Origin of the sequence: Kitasatospora sp. NPDC048298 (assembly GCF_043201465.1) — a bacterium.
In the GTDB taxonomy this organism is placed as follows: domain Bacteria; phylum Actinomycetota; class Actinomycetes; order Streptomycetales; family Streptomycetaceae; genus Kitasatospora.
In genome coordinates, this window is sequence record NZ_JBICYZ010000021.1 from 42,283 (window position 1) to 66,529 (window position 24,247).

The 24,247-nt window shown below is 74.6% G+C and carries 10 protein-coding genes; 7 read left to right on the forward strand and 3 right to left on the reverse strand.

Annotated elements, in window-relative coordinates; all coding sequences use genetic code 11:
* Window positions 1-58 precede the first annotated feature (58 nt).
* The 6 genes from ACGF0D_RS17755 to ACGF0D_RS17780 are packed head-to-tail and all read left to right on the forward strand — an operon-like array spanning window position 59 to window position 19,988.
* Window positions 59-10,228 carry a type I polyketide synthase gene (locus ACGF0D_RS17755; protein WP_392917210.1) on the forward strand — a complete coding sequence of 3,390 codons (10,170 nt, stop codon included), beginning with the start codon at window positions 59-61 and terminating at the stop codon, window positions 10,226-10,228.
* 31 nt (window positions 10,229-10,259) lie between these two features.
* Window positions 10,260-16,553, forward strand: a complete 6,294-nt coding sequence (locus tag ACGF0D_RS17760) for a type I polyketide synthase (RefSeq protein WP_392917106.1) — start codon at window positions 10,260-10,262, stop codon at window positions 16,551-16,553.
* Window positions 16,554-16,570: 17 nt separating this feature from the next.
* The gene (locus ACGF0D_RS17765; protein WP_392917109.1) at window positions 16,571-17,440 is read left to right on the forward strand and encodes a 3-hydroxyacyl-CoA dehydrogenase family protein; all 870 of its coding nucleotides are present in this window, start codon (window positions 16,571-16,573) and stop codon (window positions 17,438-17,440) included.
* A gap of 22 nt (window positions 17,441-17,462) precedes the next feature.
* Complete coding sequence (locus ACGF0D_RS17770) at window positions 17,463-17,744, forward strand: acyl carrier protein (RefSeq protein WP_392883116.1); 282 nt, start codon at window positions 17,463-17,465, stop codon at window positions 17,742-17,744.
* Entirely contained in the window at window positions 17,737-18,852 is a 1,116-nt protein-coding gene (locus ACGF0D_RS17775) for an acyl-CoA dehydrogenase family protein (protein WP_392917112.1), read from the forward strand. Before ACGF0D_RS17770 ends, ACGF0D_RS17775 begins: the two co-directional genes overlap by 8 nt.
* Before the next feature lie 35 nt (window positions 18,853-18,887).
* Entirely contained in the window at window positions 18,888-19,988 is a 1,101-nt protein-coding gene (locus ACGF0D_RS17780) for an HAD-IIIC family phosphatase (RefSeq protein WP_392917114.1), read from the forward strand.
* Window positions 19,989-20,033: 45 nt separating this feature from the next.
* Here ACGF0D_RS17780 and ACGF0D_RS17785 read toward each other — a convergent pair whose 3' ends face one another.
* The 3 genes from ACGF0D_RS17785 to ACGF0D_RS17795 form a co-directional block, all read right to left on the reverse strand.
* The gene (locus ACGF0D_RS17785; protein WP_392917117.1) at window positions 20,034-20,696 is read right to left on the reverse strand and encodes a class I SAM-dependent methyltransferase; all 663 of its coding nucleotides are present in this window, start codon (window positions 20,694-20,696) and stop codon (window positions 20,034-20,036) included.
* A gap of 109 nt (window positions 20,697-20,805) precedes the next feature.
* A complete protein-coding gene (locus ACGF0D_RS17790; protein WP_392883108.1) occupies window positions 20,806-22,707 on the reverse strand; it encodes a BTAD domain-containing putative transcriptional regulator in 1,902 nt (633 codons plus the stop codon).
* 191 nt (window positions 22,708-22,898) lie between these two features.
* Entirely contained in the window at window positions 22,899-23,045 is a 147-nt protein-coding gene (locus ACGF0D_RS17795) for a hypothetical protein (protein WP_392917120.1), read from the reverse strand.
* 367 nt (window positions 23,046-23,412) lie between these two features.
* On the opposite strand from ACGF0D_RS17795, the gene ACGF0D_RS17800 reads away from it, so the two are divergent.
* Window positions 23,413-24,174, forward strand: a complete 762-nt coding sequence (locus ACGF0D_RS17800; protein WP_392917122.1) for a thioesterase II family protein — start codon at window positions 23,413-23,415, stop codon at window positions 24,172-24,174.
* Window positions 24,175-24,247 lie beyond the last annotated feature (73 nt).

Sequence of the window (24,247 nt, forward strand, 5' to 3'; positions counted from 1 at the left end):
GAGACGAGACCCGAGCAGCCCGAGACGAAAGCAGCGGTGTCCAGTGAGCGACCAGAGGATGCGCGACTACCTCAACCGGGTGACCATCGACCTGCGGGACACCCGGCAGCGGCTCCGGGAGGCCGAGGCCCGCACGAGCGAGCCGATCGCGATCGTGGCGATGAGCTGCCGCTTCCCCGGCGGCGTCCGCACCCCCGAGGACCTGTGGGAACTGCTCGCCGAAGGCCGCGACACCATCGCGCCGGTCCCCGGCGACCGGGGCTGGGAGACCGCCTGGCCGTCCGGCGGCACGGTCCCCGGGCGAGGGGCGTTCCTGGACGGCGCGGCGGACTTCGACCCGGAGTTCTTCGGCATCTCGCCCCGTGAGGCGGTCGCGATGGACCCGCAGCAGCGGCTGCTGCTGATGGCGTCCTGGGAGGCCGTCGAGCAGGCCGGCATCGACCCGCTCACCCTGCGGGGCAGCCGTACCGGGGTGTACGTCGCGGCCATCGACCAGGGGTACGCGACGCTGGGCTCCGGCGCGGCCGAAGCCGTCCAGGGGTTCCTGATGACGGGGAACTCGATGAGCGTGATGTCCGGGCGGGTGTCCTACGCGCTCGGTCTCGAAGGCCCGGCCGTCTCCGTGGACACCGCCTGTTCGGCCTCGCTGGTGGCGCTGCACCTCGCGGCGCGGGCCCTGCGGGCCGGTGAGTGCTCGCTCGCGCTCGCCGGCGGGGCCAGCGTGATGGCGCTGCCGGCGGTGTTCGTCGAGTTCAGCCGGCAGGGCGCGATGTCCCCCGACGGCCGCTGCAAGCCGTTCGCGGCGGCCGCGGACGGCACCGGCTGGGGCGAGGGCGTGGGGATGCTGCTGCTGGAGCGGCTGTCGGACGCGCGCCGCAACGGCCGTACGGTGCTGGCCGTGCTGCGCGGCTCGGCCGTCAACCAGGACGGTGCCAGCAACGGCCTGACCGCCCCCAACGGTCCCTCCCAGCAGCGGGTCATCCGGGCGGCCCTCGCCGACGCCGGACTGACCGCCGCCGAGGTCGACGCGGTGGAGGCGCACGGCACCGGGACCACCCTTGGCGACCCGATCGAGGCCGACGCGCTGCTGGCCACCTACGGCCAGGACCGGCCCGCCGGGCGTCCGCTGTGGCTGGGGTCGCTGAAGTCGAACATCGGGCACACCCAGGCCGCCGCCGGGGTCGCCGGGGTCATCAAGACGGTGCTCGCGCTGCGGCACGGCGTCCTGCCCCGCACCCTGCACGTGGACGCGCCCACCCCGCACGCCGACTGGTCCTCGGGCGCCGTCGAACTCCTCACCGAGGCCCGCGACTGGCCCGCCGTCGACCGGCCGCGCCGGGCCGGGGTGTCCTCGTTCGGCATGAGCGGCACCAATGCGCACGTCGTCCTCGAACAGGCACCGGAGCCGGAACAGGCCGACGGACCGGAAGCGGCGACCGACGGCCCGGACACCGCAGCCGGGGCGGGCGCGCCCGGGGCCGTGCTGCCCTGGGTGCTGTCCGGCCGCACCGCGTCCGCGCTCGGGGACCAGGCGGCCCGGCTGCGCGCCCGGCTCGCCACGGACGCGCCCGCACGGGCGGCCGACATCGGGTTCTCGCTGGCGACCACCCGGTCCGCATTCGAACACCGGGCCGTGGTGATCGGCGACGGGCGCCCCGCACTGCTGGACGGCCTCGCCGCCCTGTCCGGGCCGGGCACGGACCTCTCCACCGCCCCGGCCACGCCCGCCGACGTCGTCGCGGGCACCGGCCGGGTCGTCGAGGGCCGGACGGCACTGGTGTTCCCCGGCCAGGGCTCCCAGTGGGCCGGCATGGCGCGGGACCTGCTCGCCACCAGCCCCGTGTTCCGGGACCGCCTCGCCGCCTGCGACGCCGCCCTCTGCGCCCATGTCGACTGGCGGCTCCCCGCCGTCCTGGAGGGCGCGCCCGGGGCACCCTCCCTGGAACGGGTGGACGTGGTGCAGCCGGTGCTGTGGGCGGTGATGGTGTCACTGGCCGCGCACTGGGAGTCCTGGGGCGTCCGGCCCGACGCCGTGGTCGGGCACAGCCAGGGCGAGATCGCCGCCGCCGTGGTGGCGGGAGCGCTGAGCCTGGAGGACGGGGCGAAGGTCGTCGCCCTGCGCAGCCGGGCCATCCGGGCGCTGGCCGGACTCGGCGGCATGGTCGCGGTGTCCCTGCCCGAGGACCGGGTCCGCGCCGAGATCGCCCCCTGGGCCGAGAAGCTGTCGGTGGCCGCCGTCAACGGGCCCGCCGCCGTGGTGGTCTCGGGCGAGACCCAGGCCCTGGCCGAACTGCTCGCCCACTGCGCCGCACAGGGCGTACGGGCCCGGTCCGTACCCGTGGACTACGCCTCGCACTCGGCCCAGGTCGAAGGGATCAGGTCCGAGGTGCTGGCCGCGCTGGCCGGCGTACGCCCGCTCCCGGCCCGGATTCCACTGTTCTCCACCGTCACCGGCGACCGGCTCGACACCACGGTCATGGACGCCGACTACTGGTACCGAAACCTCCGCGGGACCGTCCGCTTCGATGCCGCCGTCCGCTCCCTGATCGAACAGGGCCACGAGGTCTTCGTCGAGGTGTCGCCGCACCCGGTGCTGACCATGGCCCTCCAGGACACCGCCGAGGCCACCGGCGCCGAGGAGCCGCCCGTGGTCGTCGGCACCCTGCGCCGCGACGACGGCGGACTGCGCCGGGCCCTGCGCTCGGCCGCCGAACTGTGGGTGGCCGGCGCGGCCGTCGACTGGTCCGCGGTGTACGCCGGTACCGGCGCCCGCCCGACCGCTCTGCCCGGATACCCCTTCCAGCTGCGGCGCTACTGGCTGGAGCCGGAGGCGGCGCCCGGCACCGGACCGGCCGCCGCCGACCCGCACGACACGGCCTTCTGGCACATGGTCGACCACGACGCCCCGGCCGAGATCGCCGCCCACCTCGCCGTCGACGAGGACGCCCTCGCCCCTGTCCTGCCCGCCCTGCGAGGCTGGCGCAAACAGCGGCGCGACGAGAGCGTCATCGACTCCTGGCGCTACCGCATCGGCTGGCAGCCCCTGCCCGACCCGCCGGCCGCCACCCCCGCCGCCGGCACCTGGCTCGTCGTCCTGCCCGCCGGACACGACGACGACGCACGGGTACGCGGCCCGCTGCTCGCCCTCACCGAAGCGGGCGCCACCGTCGTCACGGCCGAACTCACCGCCGACGCCGTCCGCCGCACGGACCTCGCGGACACGCTCGCCACCGCCCTCGGCGACCGCGTCCCGACGGGCGTGCTGTCGCTGCTGGCCGCCGACGACCGGCCCCACCCCGACCACCCGGCCCTGCCCACCGGGACGGCACTCACCGTCGCCCTGGTGCAGGCCCTGGGCGATCTCGCCCTCACCGCACCCCTGTGGTGCGCCACCGCCGGGGCCGTGTCCACGGGCCAGGACGACCCGGTCACCCACCCCCGCCAGGCACTGGTCTGGGGCACCGGACTGGTGGCCGCGCTGGAACTGTCCGCCCGCTGGGGCGGACTCATCGACCTGCCGCCGAACCTCGACGCCCGCGCCAGGACCCGCCTCGCCGCCGTCCTGACGGCCCCCGGCACCGGCCCGGACGGCCTCGGCCGCGAGGACCAGCTCGCCCTGCGCCCCACCGGCCTGCTGGCCCGCCGCCTCCGGCGCGCCCCCCGGAACGACAGCCGTACGAAGCACTGGAAGCCCCGCGGCACCGTCCTGCTGACCGGCGGCACCGGAGCCGTCGGCCCGCACCTCGTCCGCTGGCTGGCCCGCAGCGGCGCCACCCACCTCGTCCTGCCCGGCCGCCGTGGCCCCCAGGCACCCGGCGCGGCCGAACTCGCCGCGGAACTGGCCGCCCTCGGCGTACGACTGACCCTGCCCGTCTGCGACCTGGCGGACCGTCAGGCCGTGGCGGAACTGCTCACCGGCCTGGACACGGCGGGCGACCCGGTCACCGCGGTCGTCCACGCGGCCGCGTTCGTCGCGCTCGCCCCCCTGGACGGCACGCCGATGTCCGCGTTCGAACAGATCGTCGCCGCCAAGGCCGCCGGCGCCGAACACCTCGACGCCCTGCTCGACCGCGAACTCGACGCCTTCGTCCTGTTCTCCTCGATCGCCGGAGTCTGGGGCAGCGGCGACCACGGCGCCTACGCCGCGGCCAACGCCTACCTCGACGCCCTGGCCCAGCACCGCCGGGCCCGCGGCCTCACCGCCACCACCGTCGACTGGGGCATCTGGCAGGCCGAGAACCCCTTCCAGGACCGCGTCGCCGGAGCGGACGCCGATCTGTTCAACCTGGAGCAGCACGGCCTGCCCCGGATCGCCCCCGACCTCGCGGTCCACGCCCTGCAACAGGCGCTCGACGACGACGAGACCGTACTCGCCGTCGCCGACGTCGACTGGGAGCAGTTCGCCGCCGTCTTCACCTCCACCCGCCGCAGCCCGCTGCTCACCGGCATCCCCGAAGCCCGCCGCGCCCTGGAAGCCGCGACCGGCGACACGGAGGCACCCGCCGCCGCACTGCTGCGCCAACGGCTCGCCGCCCTCGCCGAATCCGAACAGCACCGCCTGCTGCTCGACCTGGTCCGCATCCACGCGGCAGCCGTCCTCGGCCATCCCTCGGTGGACGCGATCCGGCCCGGCACGGCGTTCCAGGACATGGGCTTCGCCTCCCTCACCGCAGTCGAACTCCGCAACCGGCTCAACACCGCCACCGGACTGCGGCTGCCGTCCACGCTGATCTTCGACCACCCGTCGTCCACCGCGCTCGCCCGGGAGATCCGCGCCGAACTGCTCGGCCGGCAGGCCACCGACCCGGACCCCGCCGCCCCGGACGCCGCCGCGCACCCGCCCGCGCCCGACGACGAGCCGATCGCGATCGTGTCCATGGCCTGCCGCTTCCCCGGCGGCATCGGCACCCCCGAAGACCTGTGGCGCCTGCTCGCCGACGGCGGCGACGCCGTCTCGGACTTCCCCACCGACCGCGGCTGGGACCTGGAGGGCCTCTACGACCCGGACCCCGACCGCCCCGGCACCTCGACCACCCGGCACGGCGGCTTCCTGCACGACGCCGCCGACTTCGACGCGGAGTTCTTCGGCATCTCGCCGCGCGAGGCCCTGGCCATGGACCCCCAGCAGCGGCTGCTCCTGGAAACCACCTGGGAGGCGATCGAACGCGCCGCGATCGACCCGGCCGCCCTGCGCGGCAGCCGCACCGGAGTGTTCACCGGCGTCAACTACGCCGACTACGCGGCCGTCGTCGCCCAGTCGGAGGAAGGAGACGGCCACCTGCTCACCGGCAGCGCACCCAGCGTCGTATCCGGCCGGGTCGCCTACACCCTGGGCCTCGAAGGCCCCGCCGTGACCATCGACACGGCCTGCTCCTCCTCACTCGTCGCCATGCACTACGCCGGCCGGGCCCTGCGCGGCGGCGACTGCTCCCTCGCCCTGGTCGGCGGCGTCGCCCTGATGGCGACCCCCGGCGCCCTGATCAGCTTCTCCCGGCAACGGGGACTCGCCGAGGACGGCCGCTGCAAGGCCTTCTCGGACGACGCGGACGGCATGGGCATGGGCGAAGGCGTCGGCGTCCTGCTGCTGGAGCGGCTGTCGGACGCCCGCCGCAACGGACACCCGGTACTGGCGGTGGTACGCGGTTCCGCCGTCAACCAGGACGGCGCCAGCAACGGGCTCTCCGCCCCCAACGGTCCGTCGCAGCAGCGGGTGATCCGGGCGGCGCTGGCGGACGCGGGCCTGACGGCGTCCGAGGTGGACGTGGTGGAGGCGCACGGCACCGGCACCACCCTCGGCGACCCCATCGAGGCGCAGGCCCTGCTGGCCACCTACGGCCAGGACCGGCCCGCCGGACGGCCCCTGCTGGTCGGCTCCCTCAAGTCCAACCTCGGCCACGCCCAGGCAGCATCGGGTGTGGCGGGGGTCATCAAGACGGTGCTGTCCATGCGGCACGGGCAGGTGCCCCGCACCCTGCACGTCAGCAGGCCCTCCGGCCACGTCGACTGGACGCGTGGAGCGCTGGCCCTCGCGACCGAGCAGCAGCCCTGGCCGTCCCACGGCCGCCCCTTCCGGGCCGGAGTGTCCTCCTTCGGCCTGAGCGGCACCAACGTCCACACCATCCTCGAACACACCCCCCTGGAGGACGACGGCCCGCCGGCCGAGCGCACCCCCCTGCCGGCGGTGCCCTGGCTGCTGTCGGCGAAGAGCCCGCAGGCATTGCGCCTCCAGGCCGACCGGCTGCGCCGCCACCTGGACGGCAACCCCGGGGTCGACCCGCGCGACATCGGATCCGCCCTGCACACGCGCACCGCCTTCGAGTACCGGAAGGCACTGGTCGGGGACCGGGACCAACTCCACACCCTGCTGGGCCGGATGGCCGACGACGACTCGGGAGCGTGGGACGGCGGTCGCCCGGTCGACGGTCGTTCGGTGTTGGTGTTCCCGGGTCAGGGTTCGCAGTGGGTGGGGATGGCCGCGGAGTTGCTGGCCGGGTCGGCTGTGTTCGCGGGGCGGATGGCGGAGTGCGGGCGTGCGCTGGCGCCTTATGTCGACTGGTCGTTGGCGGAGGCGTTGGGTTCGGAGGCGCTGTTGGCGCGGGTGGATGTGGTGCAGCCGGTGCTGTGGGCGGTGATGGTGTCGCTGGCGGAGGTGTGGCGTTCGTTCGGTGTTGTTCCGGACGCGGTGGTGGGCCACTCGCAGGGTGAGATCGCCGCGGCGGTGGTGGCGGGTGGTCTGAGCTTCGACGACGGGGCGCGGGTGGTGGCGCTGCGTTCCCGTGCGGTGGGGGCGTTGGCGGGTCGTGGCGGGATGGCGTCGGTTCCTCTGCCGGTCGAGGCGGTGCGGGAGCGGATCGCGGGCCGGTTGTCGGTGGCGGCGGTGAACGGTCCGTCGTCGACGGTGGTGTCGGGTGACGCGGACGCGGTGGCGGCACTGGTGGAGGCTCTGGTGGGGGAGGGTGTGCGGGCGCGTGTGATCGAGGTCGACTACGCGTCGCACTCCGCGCATGTGGAGGAGGTCCGCGAGCGGCTGCTCTCCGACCTGGACGGGATTGTGCCCGTCTCGGGCGGGGTGCCGTTCTTCTCGACGGTGACGGGCGGCTGGCTGGACACGAAGCTCGTCGACGCCGAGTACTGGTACCGGAACCTGCGGGAGACGGTGGAGTTCGGGAAGGCCACGGAGGTGTTGCTGGGGGAGGGTTTCCGGTTCTTCGTCGAGTCCAGCCCGCATGCGGTGCTGGGTGTGGCGGTGGGGGAGTCGGTGGAGGCCGCGGGTGTGGATGCCGTGGTGTTGGGGACGTTGCGTCGTGGGGAGGGTGGCCCGGCGCAGGTGTTGCGTGCGGTGGGTCGTGCGTGGGAGTGCGGGTTGGGGGCGGACTTCTCGGGTGCGTTCCCGGGGGCGCGGCGGGTGGACCTGCCGACGTACGCCTTCCAGCGCAGCCGCTACTGGCCCGAGCCGGCGCCCACCGCGGCGGCCGATGTGGGCGCGGCCGGGCTCGATCCGGCCGACCACCCCGTCCTCGGAGCGGCCATCGAACTGGCCGACACGGGTGAACTGCTGCTCGCGGGCCGGATCTCGCTGCGTACCCACCCCTGGCTCGCCGACCATGCGGTGGCCGGTACGGTCCTGCTGCCCGGCGCGGCCTTCGCGGAACTCGCGGTACGCGCCGCGGACGAGGCCGGCTGCCGCACGGTGGAGGAACTGACGCTCCAGTCACCGCTGTTGATACCCGCCGACACCGCCGTCCGCCTGCAGGTTCGGGTCGGCGCCACGGACGCGCACGGCAGCCGCTCACTGGACCTGTTCTCCTGCCGCGAGGACACGGCGACCCCGCACTGGACCGCGCACGCGACCGGCAGGCTCACCGCCGACGCCACGACCCGCGAGCCGTCGTCCTCAGCCGTACCGGACGACGCCGGCTCCTGGCCCCCGCCCGGCGCCGTCCCGATCCCCGTCGACGACCTGTACGAGCGGTTCCGTGCCTCCGGTTACGGCTACGGACCCGCCTTCCGCGGGCTCACCGCTGCCTGGCGCCGGGGTGACGAGATCTTCACCGAGGTACGTCTGCCCGAGGACCAGCACCGGTCCGCCTCTGCCTTCGGCGTGCACCCCGCCCTCCTGGACGCCGCCCTCCAGGGGCTGTTCCTGCGGGCTCGGCCGGACACCGAACCGGGCGCGGACCGGCCGTCCGCCGGACTGCCGTTCTCCTGGAGCGGAGTCGGGCTGCACGCCTCCGGAGCCACCGCGCTCAGGGTACGGCTCGGCTTCCGGCCGGACGGATCGGTGTCGATCGACGCGACCGACTCGAACGGCCTCCCGGTCGCGTCGGTCGAGGCGCTCGCCGTCCGCCCGATCGACCTCGACACCCTCCGCCCGGGCGGCGGCCCGGAATCCCTCTACCGGGTGCAGTGGTCGGCGGTGCCCGCCACCGCACCCGCCGACCCCCTCGGACACTGGGCTGTCCTCGGCGGCCGGGAACTCTTCCCGGACAGCCATCCGGACCTGGCCGCGCTCGGTGCCGCGCTGGACGGGGGAGCGCCGTCGCCCGCCGCCGTGCTGGCCTGGTGCGACCACACCCCGGACCTTTCGTCCCCGCCCGACGCCGCATCCGTGCACACCGCACTGGACGACGCCCTGCGGCTCGTCCAGGACTGGCTGGCCGACCCGCGGTGGGACGACGGCACCCGGCTCGTGCTCGTCACCCGGGGTGCGGTCTCCACGGCAGCCGGCGAGGAGGTCACCGACCTCACCGGCGCCGCGGTCCGCGGCCTCGTCCGCTCCGCCCAGTCCGAGCACCCGGACCGCTTCCTGCTGATCGACACCGACGACCCGGCCGCCGTGGCCGGCCTGCTGCCCCGGGCACTGGCCGGAACGGAACCCCAACTGGCGATACGCGGCGGAGAGCTCCTCGCCGCCCGCCTCACCAGGGCCACCGTCGCCACGGACCCGAACCCGGCCCCGGACACACCGTCCGGTATCGCCGCGGCCGGGGGAACCGTCCTCGTCACCGGGGCCGGCGGCGCGCTCGGCGGCCTGGTGGCACAGCACCTCGTGACCGCGCACGGCGTACAGAACCTGCTGCTCGTCGGCAGGCGCGGCACGGACGCCCCGGGCCTGGCCGACCTCGCCGCCGAACTGCGCGGCCTCGGCGCCCGGGTGGACGTGGAGGCCTGTGACGTCGCCGACCGGGACGCGCTCGCCGCGCTGCTCGCCGGCATCCCCGCCGACCGCCCGCTGAGCGCGGTCGTCCACGCGGCCGGCGTCCTGGACGACGGGACGATCGAGTCGCTGACCCCCGAGCGGATGCGCCACGTCCTGCGGCCCAAGGTCGACGCAGCCCTCAACCTGCACGACCTCACCCGTGACCTCGCGCTGTCGGCCTTCGTCCTGTTCTCCTCCGCGTCCGCCACGGTCGGCAACGCCGGGCAGGGCAACTACGCGGCCGCCAACGCCTTCCTCGACGCGCTCGCCCAGCACCGCCGTGCCCTGAAACTGCCCGCCCAGTCGCTCGCCTGGGGCCTGTGGGCGCGCCGCAGCACCATGACCGGCACGCTCACCGCCGCCGACCTGCGGCGGATGTCCCGGGGAGGCACCGCGGCCATCGGCAGCGAAGAGGGCCTGGCCCTGTTCGACGCGGCGCTCACCCTGGACGAACCGCTGCTCGTCCCGGTCAAGATCGACCTCGGCCGGCTCCGGACGGCAGCCCGGACCGGACCCGTCCCGGCCCTGCTCGCCGCCCTGGTCCCCGGTACCGCACGCCGCCCCGCCTCCGGGGTGGACGCCGCCGAAGCGGACTCGCTGCGCCGCCGGCTGACCGGCCTCACCCCGGAGGAACGCGTCTCCACCCTGCTCGACCTGGTACGGAGCCGGGTCGCCGACATCCTCGGCCACGGCGGACCCGAGGCCGTCGACCCGGACCAGGCGTTCAAGGACCTCGGCTTCGACTCGCTCACCTCCGTCGAACTCCGCAACCGGCTCGGCGCCGCCACCGGCCGCCGGCTGCCCGCCACCCTGGTCTTCGACCACCCCACCCCGGCCGCCGTCGCCGCCCACCTCACCGGGCGCCTGGTACCCGACGGGCCGGGCGACCCCGCCGGCACCGGGAAGGCCGCCGGGGCGCACCTCGCCGACCGGCCGGAGACACCGGACACGCCGGCTCCCGACGCCGACATCAACGCCATGGCCGTCGACGACCTCGTCCGGATGGCCCTGGGCGGCGAACGTGACTGACCGACAGCCGCAGAAGGAGAAGCCCGACCCCATGCCCACCGACACGGACCAGGTGGTCGCCGCCCTGCGCGCCTCGCTGGTGGACAACCAGCGCCTGCGGCAGGAGAACCGACGGCTCCGCGACGACTCCGCCGAGCCCATCGCCATCGTGGCGATGAGCTGCCGCTACCCCGGCGGCGTACGCACCCCGGAAGACCTGTGGGAGCTGCTGGTCAAGGAACGCGACGCGGTCTCGCCGTTCCCCACCGACCGCGGCTGGGACGTCGAGGGCGGCTTCGACGCCGACCCCGACGCCCCCGGCACCTTCTACGTCCGGGAAGGCGGCTTCCTCCACGACGCGACCGGCTTCGACCCCGGCTTCTTCGGCATCTCGCCGCGCGAGGCCCTGGCCATGGACCCGCAGCAGCGGCTGCTGCTGGAAGCGTCCTGGGAAGCGGTGGAACGCGCGGGCATCGACCCGGCGACCCTGCGCGGCAGCCGCACCGGCGTCTACACCGGAGTGATCTACAGCGAATACGGGTCCCGGCTCGGCCGGGTGCCCGACGAAGTGGAAGGCTTCCTCGGCACCGGCACCATCCCCAGCGTCGCCTCGGGCCGGATCGCCTACACCCTGGGCCTGGAAGGCCCGGCGGTCACCCTGGACACCGCCTGCTCGTCCTCCCTGGTCGCCGTCCACCTCGCCTGCCAGGGGCTGCGCTCCGGCGACACCACCCTCGCCCTGGCCGGTGGGGTGACCGTGATGTCCACCCCCGGCCTGTACGTCGGGTTCAGCCGCCAGCGCGGCCTGGCACCCGACGGACGCAGCAAGTCCTTCTCGTCCGCGGCGGACGGAGCCGGGTTCGGGGAGGGCCTGGGCCTGCTCCTGCTGGAACGGCTCTCGGACGCCCGGCGCGCGGGGCACCCCGTCCTGGCCGTCATCCGCGGCTCGGCCGTCAACCAGGACGGCGCCAGCAACGGGCTGACCGCCCCGAACGGGCCCGCGCAGCAGCGCGTCATCAACGGGGCGCTCGCCCGTGCCGGACTCGACCCGTCCGAGGTCGACATGGTGGAGGCGCACGGCACCGGCACCGTCCTCGGCGACCCCATCGAGGCGCAGGCGCTCATGGCCACGTACGGGCAGGACCGGCCCGCCGGGCGGCCGTTGCGGCTGGGCTCGCTGAAGTCCAACCTGTCCCACACCCAGGCCGCCGCGGGCGTCGGCGGGGTGATCAAGTCGGTGCTCGCGATGCGGCACGGCGTGATGCCGCGCACCCTGCACGTCGACCGTCCCTCGCCCCGGATCGACTGGACCGAGGGAGCCGTCTCCCTGCTCACCGAGGCCGCCCCCTGGCCGGAGACGGGACGTCCGCGCCGGGCCGGGGTGTCCTCCTTCGGCGCCAGCGGCACCAACGCCCACGTCATCCTCGAACAGGCCCCGGCCGACCCGGCAGCTTCCGACGGGTCCGCCACGCCGGAACCGGTGCCCGCCGCCGTCCCCTGGATCCTGTCGGCGCGTACCCCGGATGCGCTGCGCGCCCAGGCGACGGCGCTGTACGAGCGGGTGGTGGCGGAACCGGGCCTGAGCGTGACGGACGTCGGCCATTCGCTGGCGGCGGGGCGTTCGCGGTTCGCGGAGCGCGCGGTGGTGGTGGGGGCGGACCGGGGCGAACTGCTGGCCGGTGTCGCCGCCCTGTCGCGGGGCGTGCGTGCGGCGGGCGTGACGGTCGGCAGCGGGCTGCCCCCGGGCCGTTCGGTGTTGGTGTTCCCGGGTCAGGGTTCGCAGTGGGTGGGGATGGCCGCGGAGCTGCTGGCCGAATCGGCTGTGTTCGCCGGGCGGATGGCCGAGTGCGAGCGGGCGCTGGCGCCTTACGTGGACTGGTCGTTGGCGGAGGCGCTGGGCTCGGAGCGGTTGCTCGCACGGGTCGACGTGCTGCAGCCGGTGCTGTGGTCGGTGATGGTGTCGCTGGCGGAGGTGTGGCGCTCGTTCGGCGTCGTTCCGGACGCGGTGGTGGGCCACTCCCAGGGCGAGATCGCCGCCGCGGTGGTGGCGGGTGGCCTGAGCATCGACGACGGGGCGCGGGTGGTGGCGCTGCGTTCCCGTGCGGTGGGGGCGTTGGCGGGCCGTGGCGGGATGGCGTCGGTGCCCCTGCCGGTGGACGTGGCACGGGAGCGCATCGCCCCGTGGGCGGGCCGGCTCTCGGTGGCGGCGGTGAACGGCCCGTCGTCGGTGGCGGTGTCGGGCGACGCCGACGCGGTCACGGCCCTGGTGGAGGAACTCCTGGAGGAAGGGGTGTGGGCGACCCGCATCGAAACCGACTTCGCGTCGCACTCCTCGCACGTGGAGCGGATCCGCGAGCGCCTGCTCTCCGACCTGGACGGGATCACCCCCCTCGCGGGTGCGGTGCCGTACTACTCCAGCGTGACCGGCGGCCTGCTGGACACGAAGTCCCTGGGCGCCGAGTACTGGTACCGCAACGTCCGGCAGACCGTCGAGTTCGAGCGGGCGACCCGCTCGCTCCTCGCGGCCGGGCACCGCGTCTTCATCGAGTCCGGCCCCCAGCCCGCCCTGATGTACGCGATCGAGGACACGGCCGCCGACGCGGGCGCCCCGGAGACGCTGGTGCTCGACACCCTGCGGCGCGGGGCCGGAGGGCTCCGCCGACTCCAGCTCGCGCTCGCCGAGGCACACGTCCGGGGCCTGCGCGTCGACTGGGAGCGACTGTTCGCGGGAACCGGTGCCCAGCGGGTGGACCTGCCCACCTACGCCTTCCAACGACGCCGCTACTGGCTGGACGCCCTGCCGGCCGACCGGGACCAGGCGGCCACCGGCCAGTCCGCCGCGGACCACCCGCTGCTCGGCGCCGCGGTCGAACTGCCCGACGACGCGGGCACCCTCTTCACCGGCCGGCTCTCCTCGGCCACCCACCCCTGGCTCGCCGACCACGCCGTGGCCGGAGCCGTGATCCTGCCCGGCGCGGCCCTCGTGGAGCTGGCCGCGCACGTGGGCCGCCGCCTCGGCTGCGCCCTCGTGGAGGAGCTGACCCTCGCCGCCCCGCTGCTGCTGCCCGACGATCAGGCCGTGCAACTGCGCGTCCGGGTGGGCGCCGAAGACGGCACGGGACGGCGCCCGGTGGAGTTCCACTCCCGGCCCGAGGCCGCCCCCGGCTCCGCCGACCGGGCCTGGACCCGGCACGCGACCGGCGCGGTCGGCCCCCGGGACCCGTCGGCCGACCGGGACGACACGACCGAACCGGCCGGCACGTGGCCCCCGCCCGACGCGGTCCCCCTCGACGTGGACGAACTGTACGGGCTGCTCGAAACCCGGGGCGTCGCCTACGGCCCGGCGTTCCGGGGCCTGCGCGCCGCATGGCGCACCGCAGACGCGATCCACGCCGAAGTGGCCCTGCCCGACGGCCTCCCTGCCGGCGGAGCGGGCGGCTTCGGCGTGCACCCGGCCCTCCTGGACGCGGCCCTCCAGACGACCGGTCTGCGCGAAGGCGCCGCGACCGCGGAGCCCGCCGACAGCGTCCCCCTGCCGTTCTCCTGGCAGCGCGTCGCGATCGAGACCTCCGACGCGCCGGTCCTGCGTGTCCGGCTGCGCCCCGACGGCCCGGACGCCGTCACCGCGCGGATCACCGATCCCTCGGGGCGCACGGTGGTGACGGTCGGCTCGCTCACCCTGCGCACGGCGTCCACCGCCGCACCGCGGGCGTCCTCCGGCTCCGTCTTCCACGTCGGCTGGACGCCGGTCACTGCCGGGCCCGGCCCGCGCCCGGTCACCCGCTGGGGCCTCCTCGGCCCGCAGGACGAGCGGCTGCTGCCGGCCGCCTTCCCCACCGAACCCCCGTCCGCGGCACCCGACGCGATGCTGCTGACCTGCCCCCCGTCCGCCGACACCGTGACCGCGGACACCCCCGCCCGGGACGCGGACCCCGCGGCGGTGCACGTGGTCGCGTCCGGGGTCCTGGACCGCCTCCAGGCCCACCTGGCCGACGACACCACCGCCCGTACGCCCCTGGTGGTGCTCACCCGGGGCGCGACCGGCCCGCTCGGTGCGCAGCCGCAGCCGGCGGACCTCGGTGCGGCGGCCGTCTGGGGCATGCTCCGAGCCGCTCAGCTCGAACACCCCGACCGGTTCGTGCTGCTGGACACCGAAGGGCCGGACCCGGACGGTCTCGGCGACGCGCTCGCCGAGCTCCTCGCCACGGGCGAACCACAGGCGGCCCTGCGCGGTGGGGTCCTGTACGCGCCCCGACTGATACGGCCGCCGGTCACCACCGCCACGGCCACCACCGCCACCGCGACCCGGCCGGCCGGCCCGTTCGGGCCGTCCGAAGGGACGGTACTGGTGAGCGGGGGCGGCGCGCTCGCGGCCGTCCTGGCGCGCCATCTGGTCGCCGCGCACGGGGTACGCCACCTCCTCGTGCTGAGCCGCCGCGGCGCCGACGCCCCCGGCATGCCGGAGCTGACGGCGGAGCTGGCCGAGGCCGGAGCCGAACTGGCCGCCGTCAGCTGTGATGTGTCCGACCGTCAGGCACTGGCCGCCGCCCTGGCGGCCATCCCCGAACGCCATCCGCTGTGCGCCGTGGTCCACACCGCCGGAGTGCTCGACGACGGTCTGCTGGACGGGCTGACGGGGGAGCGGATGACCGCCGTCCTGCGGCCCAAGTTCGACGCCGCCCGGCACCTCGACCAGCTGACGCGCGGAGCGGACCTGTCCGCGTTCGTCGTCTTCTCCTCCGCCGCGGGCGTGCTGGGCAGCCCCGGCCAGGCGTCCTACTCGGCCGCCAACGCCGCGCTCGACGCCCTCATCGCGGAACGCCGACGGCTCGGGCTCCCCGGCCTGTCCCTGGCCTGGGGCCCCTGGGAGCGGGTGAGCGGGATGACGGCGGAGCTCGGCGGCGCCGAACGGCGGCGCATCGACCGGCGCGGCGCCCGCGGCCTCTCCGACGAGGAGGCCATGGCCCTGCTGGACACGGTGTGCGCCGCGGACGCCGCCCCGCCGGGAGACGGGAGCCCCGTCGTCCTGGCCCACCTCGACCTCACCGTGCGCGGCGACGGCCCGGTGCACCCGATGCTGCGCTCCCTGGTCCGGCGCAGCCCGACCGCGACGACCGGAACGAAGGGGACGCCGACCGCCGCCGCAGCGCTGCGGCAACGGCTCGACGCCGCCGCCGACGTACAGGAACGCGGGCTGGTCCTGCTCGACATCGTCCTCGCCCAGGCCGCCGAAGTCCTCGGCCACACCGACTCCGGGGCGCTGTCCGCGACGGTGCCCTTCCTCTCCGTCGGATTCGACTCGTTGACCGCGGTCGAGCTCCGCAACCGGCTGGCCGCCGCCACCGGACTGCGGTTGCGGCCCTCCGCCGTCTTCGACAGCGGCACCCCCGCCGCGCTCGCGGCGCGCCTCGCCGCCGAGGCCCGGAGGGAAGACACCCCCCGGCCCGAAACGGCACCCGCAACCGGAACCGCCGCAACCGGAACCGACACCGCCGACACCGACCCGGTGAGCGTGCTGTTCCGCCGGGCCTGCGCACTCGGCCGGATCGACGAGGGCATCGCCCTGCTCAAGCACGCCTCCGCCCTGCGCCCGGCCTTCCCCAGCGGCGGCGACCTCGCGGCCGCCGGCACCGGCCCGCGGCTGCTGCGCCTGAACGAGCGCGCCGACGCCCCCGTACTCGTCTGCTTCGGCTCCATCGTCGCCCTCGGCGGTGCCCACCAGTACGCCCGCTTCGCCGCCCGCTTCCGGGACCGCTACGCCGTCGCCGCCCTGGACGCCCCCGGATTCAGCCCCGAGGAGGAACTGCCCGCCGACATGTCGGCCCTGCTGGACTTCCAGGCGACGACACTGCTCCGGGAACTGCCCGGACGGACGCTCGTCCTGGCCGGCTCCTCCTCCGGCGGCACGCTCGCCCACGGAGTGGCCGCCGCGCTGGAGCAGCGCGGCGAGGGCCCGGCGGCCGTGGTGCTGCTGGACACCTACCTCTCCGACAACGAAGGCATCACCCAGTTCAACGACGTCCTGCTGGGCGGCATGTTCGACCGCGAGGACCAGGCGGCCCCGATGGACGGGACCAGGCTGACCGCGATGGGCGGCTACTTCCGTCTGCTCGACGACTGGAAACCCCCGGCGGTCCGCGCCCCGCTGCTGCTGGTCCGCGCCTCCACCCCGCTCGGCCGCCCGTCCGCCGAAGCCGGTGACTGGCGCTCGTCCTGGGCCGGTGCCGACACCGTCGTCGACGTTCCCGGAGACCACTTCTCGATCATGGAACAGCATGTCGCGACCACCGGCGACGCCGTCGCCGACTGGCTCGGCGCCACCCTCCGCACCCCCGAAGACCTGTGACACCGAAGGAGAGCCCGTTGACCACAGCCCCGTACGACGATTCCCCCCCGCGACACGCCCTCACCGTGCTGGGAGCCGGGGTGATGGGCGTCGGCATCACCGTCCTCGCCCTCGGACACGGCCTGCCGGTCCACCTGGTCGACATCGACCGGGAACGGCTCGACCGGGCCACGGACCTGATCGACGGCGACCTCCGGCTGGCCGAGCTGATGGGCGCCCTGCCCGCCGGGACGCCCCTCGGCGCCCTGGCCACCGGCACCTCGCTCAAGGCCGTCGCCGGAGCCACCGCCGTCGTCGAGGCGGTCACCGAGAACGCCGCGATCAAGGCCGCCGTCCTGTCCGAGGTCTCCGGACTGGTCCGGCCCGGAACCCTGCTGATCACCAACACCTCCTCGATCCCCGTCGACGAACTGGCCGGGGCCGTGGAGCGGCCGGAGGATCTGGTCGGCACCCACTTCATGAACCCGCCCTACCTGATCGGCACCGCCGAAGTGGTCCGCGGCGCCAAGACCGGGGACCCGGCGATGGCCTCCGTGGCGGCCCTGCTCACGGCGCTGCGGCGGCGGGCGGTGGTCGTCCGGGACGCACCCGGCTTCGTGACCAGCCGCATCCTGCACCCGATGATCAACGACGCGGCCCGGGTCGTGGAGGAGGGCACGGCGACCGCGGAGGACGTCGACGCCCTGATGCAGGGCTGCCTGGGACACCCCACCGGCCCGCTGCGCACCGCGGACCTGATCGGCATCGACAACCTCGTCGACTCCCTCACCGTGCTCCACGAACGCACCGGCGACGACGGCTGCCGCCCCGCCGAACTGCTGCTCCGGCTGGTCCGCGAGGGCCGGCTGGGCCGCAAGTCCGGGCGCGGCTTCTACGACTACACCTGATCACCCCGACAAGGAGACGGCCATGACCACAGCGAACACGCCCGACACCCACGACCTGGAGAAGGAACTGCTGGGATTCCTGGAGGAACGCACCGGAACCGCCTGGGACGCCGACACCGACCTGTTCGGCGCCGGCGGCCTGTCGTCCCTGTTCGCCATGCAGGTGGTGGTGCACCTGGAGAAGACCTACGCCATCGCCGTCCGCGGCGCGGACCTGCGGCTGGACAACTTCCGCACCGTACGGCGGATGGCGGAGCTGGTGGACCGGCTCCGGGTGCCCGCCGCCGGGGGCCGGCGTGGGTGAGGACCTGAACAGCGCCATGACCTCCGTCACCCTGCGGGTCGGCGACCAGGCGGGGGAGTGGGACCGGACCGGCCTCATCCCGCTGGACCTGCTCCGCGAACTGGGCGCCGAGGGCCGACTGTGCGCCGAGGTCCCGGAGCAGTACGGCGGCTGGGGGCTCAGCAGCATGCGCAGCGGCGCGTACACCGCCCACGTGGGCGGCCTCTGCAGCTCGCTGCGCAGCGTGATGACCTCCCAGGGCATGGCGGCATGGACCATCCAGCGCCTCGGCACCGCCGAGCAGGCGGCCGCCCACCTCCCCCGGCTGACCGGCGGCGGACTGGCGGCGGTCGGCTTCAGCGAGCCCGGCGCCGGCAGTGACCTCGCGGCGATGACGACGACCGTCCGCCGCGACGGCGACGCGGTCGTCGTCGACGGACACAAGAAGTGGGTGACCGCCGCCCACTACGCCGACCTGCTGGTCGTCGTCGGCCGCTACGAGGACGGCGCGGTGGCCGTCGTGGTGCCCGCCGACACGCCCGGCGTCCGGATCGAGCGGATCGCCGACCCGCTCGGCTGCCGCGCGGCCGGACACGCGGACGTCCACCTCGACGGGGTGCGGCTGCCGGCCGACAGCGTCCTGGGCGGTCACGGACTGCCGCCCGCCCTGCTGGTGACGACCGCGCTGGCCTACGGGCGGATGTCCGTCGCCTGGGGGTGCGTGGGCATCCTGCGGGCCTGTCTGGCGGCGGCCACCGCGCACGCCTCAGGGCGGGAGCAGTTCGGCAGGCCGCTCGCAGAGCACCAGCTCGTCGCCGGGCACCTCGCCGACCTCTACACGGCCGAGCAGGTGGCCGCGCGGGTCTGCGAGCACGCCAGCCGCTGCTGGGACGAAGGGGCGCCGGACCAGGTGGTGGCGACCGTACTGGCCAAGCACGTCAGCGCGACGCAGGCCGCCCGGGGCGCGGCGACGGCCGTCCAGGTCCTGGCCTCGGCCGGGTCCCGGGACGGGCACGCGGTGGCCCGGGCGTACCGGGACGCCAAGTTGATGGAGATCATCGAGGGCAGCAACGAGCTGTGCCGGCTGATGCTGGCACAGCACGCCCTCTCCGCTCCGGGGGCACGGTGAGCGGGCCCACGGCCGACGAGACGAGGAAGGACGGCATGGCCGAGATTGTCAAGTGCCTGGTCTGGGACCTGGACGACACCCTCTGGCAGGGCACCCTGCTGGAGGACGGCGAGGTGCACCTGCCGGACGAGGTGCGCAAGGTGGTGATCGAACTCGACTCCCGCGGCATCCTCCAGTCCGTCGCCAGCCGTAACGACCACGAGCACGCCTGGGCCCGGCTGGAGGCGTTCGGCGTGGCCGAGTACTTCGTCCTGCCGGAGATCGGGTGGGGCGCCAAGTCCGAGTCGGTGCGCCGGATCGCCGACCGGCTGAACTTCGCGCTCACGACCGTCGCCTTCGTCGACGACCGGCCCGCCGAACGCGCCGAAGTGGCCTTCCACCTGCCCGACGTACGGTGCTACCCGGCCGAGCAGGTCCTCGCACTCCCCGAACTCGCCGAGTTCACCCCTGCGGTCAGCACCGTCGACTCCCGGCGCCGCCGCCAGATGTACCAGGCGGGCTTCCGCCGCGAGGCCGAGCGGGCGGCCGCCCCCGGCCCCGACGAGGAGTTCCTGCGCTCCCTGGACCTGCGGATGCGCATCGGCCGGGCCACCGGCGAGGAGCTGTCCCGGGTCGAGGAACTCACCCTGCGCACCAGCCAGATGAACGCGACCGGGGTCCACTACCCGGACGCGGTGCTGCGAGGCCTGATCACCGACCCCCGGCACGAGGTCCTGGTGGTCACCCTCACCGACCGGTTCGGCCCGCACGGCGCGGTCGGCGTCCTGCTGCTCGAACGGCACCCGGGCCTGTGGCACCTCAAGCTGCTCGCCACCTCCTGCCGGGTCGTCGCCTACGGCGCCGGCGCGACCCTGCTGAACTGGCTGGCCGACGCCGCCGCCCGGTCCGGAGTCCACCTGGTCGCGGACTTCCGGGCGACCGAACGCAACCGGATGATGGAGATCGCCTACCGGTTCGCGGGCTTCGAGGGCCTGGACGAAGCCCCGTGCCCGTGTGCCGCCGTCCTCGCGCCGGCTCCGGAGGACACCGGACTCCAGCGCCTCCACCTGGTCCCCGGCCCGCGCGTGGTGTCCACCGTCATCAGCGTGGACGCACCCGACCTGAACGTGCCGGAAGGGGGCCCGGGAACGTCGTGACCGCGGCGGCGGCGGTCGGCGCTCCCGGGCTCCGGCCCGCCGCCCTCAGCGCTTGCGGACGAGTGTGATCCCGTCGGCCATCACCAGCAGCGACAGCTCCACCCGGGGGTCCTTGTGCAGCAGCCGGTTCAAAGCCCGGACCCCGGCGGTCTCCGGGTCCACGGCGGCCGGATCGGCGACCCGGCCGAAGAAGAGGGTGTTGTCGACCACGATCAGACCGCCGGTGCGCAGCAGCGCCAGCGAAGTCTCGTAGTAGCGGACGTAGTTGCTCTTGTCCGCGTCGATGAACACCAGGTCGAAGCTCTCCGGCCCGCGCTCCGCCAGCAGCGCGTCCAGGGTCGCGGTGGCATCGCCGATCCGCAGGTCGATCCGCGAGTCGACCCCGTCCCGCTTCCAGAAGTCGGCGCCGATGGCCGGCCACCGGTCGTCGATGTCGCAGGACACCAGCACCCCGTCGGCCGGGAGCGCGCGGGCCATGCACAGGGTGCTGTAGCCGGTGAAGGTGCCGATCTCCAGCACCGCCCGGGCCCCCGTCAACCCGACCAGCAGGGAGAGCAGTTGGCCCTCCTCCGCCATCACCTGCATGGCGGTCCCGCCGGGGAGGTCCGCGGTGGCCTCCCGCAGTTCCCTGAGTAGATCGTCGTCACGGAGGGAGACCTCCCGGACGTAGGCGAGCAGGTCGTGGGTGGCTTCTGTCTGGTGGGCCATGGCGCGGGGGTCCTCTCGAAGGAGATCGGGTCGAAGGAGGTCGGGTCGAAAAGCATCGGGGGAAGGGGAACAGGGCCGCCGGGTGCCCGTCGCCGGGCCGCCGGGACGGTCACCCGGCGCGCATGTACGGGTGATCGTGCTGCCGTACGGCGACCGCCTGCGCCCGCTCGCGGGCGTACGCCCGCAACAGCGCGTCCAGCCGGTAGCGGCCCCCCGCCGGCGCACCCAGCAGATTCGCCTCCACCAGGGCGTCCAAGGCCTCCTCGGCCTGCGCCTCGGAGCAGCCGAACATCACCGCGACCCAACTGCTGGAGACCGAACGCGATTCGGCGGCCCCCAGCGCGGTGAACACCTCGGCCGGGTCGACCCCGGCCGGAGCCGCCCGCCGGAGCCCGGCGTGGTCGGCGTCGAGGCAGGGCCGGACACCGAGGTCGCCCGCGCACAGTTCGTCCAGCAGCCGCGGGGCGTCCGTGAGCCGCCGGGCGAAGTGCCCGATGGTCCAGTGCGGGCGCTCCAGCAGCCGGGTCCCCGCGATCCGGATCGCCAGCGGCAGGCCCGCGCAGACCGTCAGCACCGAACGGGCCGACCGCGGTTCGGCACCGACCCTGGCCGGGCCGACGATGCTGCCCAGCAGCTCCAGCGACCCGGCCTCGTCCAGTGGGCCGAGGACAAGCGGGGACGCCCCCTCCAGATCGGCCAGCCGCCGTCGGCTGGTCACCAGCAGCCTGCTGCCCCCGCTACCCGGTATCAGCGGCCGCACCTGCGCGGTGCTGGAGGCGTTGTCGAGTACCACCAGCAGACGGCGGCCCGCGGTGAGCGAGCGGTAGAGGCTCTCCTGTTCCGACTCCTCCTCGGGTATCTCGTCCCGGGGCACACCGAGGTCCGCCAGGAACCGCGGCAGCACCGCCCGGGCGGTCAGCGGCCGCGCGGCTCCGCCGAGATCCGCGTAGAGCTGGCCGTGCACCGAGGAACCGCGCACGGCGTGCGCCGCTTGCAGGGCCAGCGCGCTCTTGCCGACACCGCCCCGGCCGGTCACCACCGCCGTCGCCACCATGCCCGCGGGCATCGTGCCGGTCGTGAGGAAGTGCTGCAGCCGCGCCAGTGCACCGGAGCGGGCCGACAACGGCAGCGGCACCGAGGGCAGCTGCGCCGGGCTCGGCCAGCAGGATCTTTCCCAGGCGGCGGCCGGCGCCGGCGCGACGGCCGCCTCCGGGGCCTTCGCGGGCTGCTCCAGCGGGTCGGGCGTGCGGGGCCGGTCGTGGGCCGAGAGGATGTGCCGGTGGACCTCGCGCAGATCGGTGCTCGGCTCGGCGCCGAGCTGCTCGACGAGCAGCGCCCGGGTGCGCTGGTAGAGGTCCAGGGCCTCCGACTGCCGTCCCGAGCGGCCCAGCGCCAGCATCAGCTTGCCCACCAGGGCCTCGCGTAAGGGGTGCTTCCGCACCAGCCGTACCAGCTCCGGCACGATCTCGGCGTGCCGCAGCAGCGCCAGCTCCGCGTCGAACCGCATCTCCATGGTCTGCAGGCGAAGCTCCTGGAGGTAGCGGCCCTCCACATCGCGCAGCGTCTGCGACGGGATGTCCGCCAGCGGCTCCTCGCGCCACAGGGCGAGCGCCTCGGCCAGCTCGGCGGAGGAACCTTCCAGGTCTCCGCGCTCGGCCAGCTCCGCCGCGCGCCGGCGATGGGCCGTGAACTGCCCGAGATCGCTCTCGTGCTCGCCGAGTTCGAGGAGGTAGCCGGGCGCCCGGGTGACGATCCGGGCGGAGGCGTGCTCGCCCAGCGACTGCCGCAGGCGCATCACATAGGTGCGGACGGTCGCGGCGGCACTCGGCGGCGGGGCGCCGTCCCAGACGTACTCGGCGATCCGGTCGACGGAGATCACCCGGTTGGCGTTGAGGAGGAGGGCTGTCATGACCACGCGTTGCCTCGGCGCCGACACGTGCACCTCACGCGCGTTCAACCGGACGGAAAGCGGGCCCAGTAACAGGAAGTTCAAGGGGGGAGTCCTCTTCATCGCACGACCGGTGGGCAAGACTGCCTCCAGCGTCTTGGGTGACCATGAACGGGTCAACGCGGTCCTGTCGTATCTAGAGGTATTCCTAGAGCACAGGTCTTGCGCGCATGCCGGGTTTACGCTGCGCGGCACCGTCACGGTGGTCAGGACCAGGCCGCCCACCACGGCCCACCGGCCGGAGTCCGTCACCGCTACTCACCGGACGGGAAGACCTCACGCAGCAGCGGATCCGGCTTGCCCCACCGCCGCCACTCGCGCGGATACCCGAGGGACACCTCCTGATGCCGCACCCCGTCCGCGTGGACGGTCCGCGGACTGACGGCGTACAACCTTGCCATGAGGTGCCCTCGCCTCCTCGCCCGGATCCGCGGTGCGGGGTCCGGCCGGACCGTTGCTGCCGAGTCGGAGCCAAGTAAATCCCACAGGATTGCTCGGCGCTGCAACGTTCTTACCATTCGCCGAAGAAACGGCCGGTTTTGAACCCGGGCATGAGTGCCGGATGCGCTCCGATGCGTACTTGCTGACATTCCCGGAGGCATGGCAGGCTGTCATATGTGGCGCCCGTGACCCGCCGACCGTCGCCGATCGGGGATCCCCGGATTAGTACGTACCAGCCGGCCCACCGGTGCGGCGGGTGTCCGACGTGATCACCACACCCCGCCCGCCGGCACCGCGCGGATTTCGCGAAAGGAATGAAAGGCCGACATGATCCCCCTCTCTTTGGACAGCGACCTGTGGTGCCGTCGCTTCCATCCCTCGCCGACGGCCACGCGCCGACTGGTCTGCTTTCCGCACGCCGGCGGCTCGGCGAGTTTCTACTTCCCGGTATCCGCCGCACTGAGCGGTCCGGTGGACGTCCTGGCCGTGCAGTACCCCGGCAGGCAGGACCGCCGGGAGGAACCCGGTGTCCAGGACCTGCACCGGCTGGCCGACGAAGTGTCCGAAGCGCTGCGCCGCTGGGACGACCTCCCCCTGACCTTCTTCGGGCACAGCTTGGGCGCGCTCGTCGCCTTCGAGGTGGCCCGGCGGATCGAGCGCGCGGGCGGTCGGATCGACCACCTCTTCGTCTCCGGCCGCAAGGGGCCGTCCGCGGACCGGCCCGGGCCCTCCCACCCACTCGACGACGCGGGCATCGTGGCCGAGGTCAGGGCCATGAGCGGCACCGACGCCCGGCTCCTGGAGGACGAGGAACTGCTGGCGATGGTGATGCCCGTGCTGCGCGGCGACTACCGGGCCCTGGGGGCCTACCGGACCGACCGTGACGCCGCGGTCACCTGCCCGGTCACCGCCGTGGTGGGGGATCAGGACGCCTGGACACCGGTCCCCGAGGCCGGGCACTGGCGCGACCGCACGACGGCCGCGTTCGACCTCAAGGTCTTCCCCGGCGGGCACTTCTACCTCAGCAGCCGGGCGGACGAGGTGACCGGCATGCTCCGCGACCACCTCGCCGGTACGCCGCGCGCCTGAGACCGCCGACGACAGGGAAGGGGGACCGAGGAGTGACACCGTCAGCGACCTCCGAGGAGATCAAGCCCGCGCA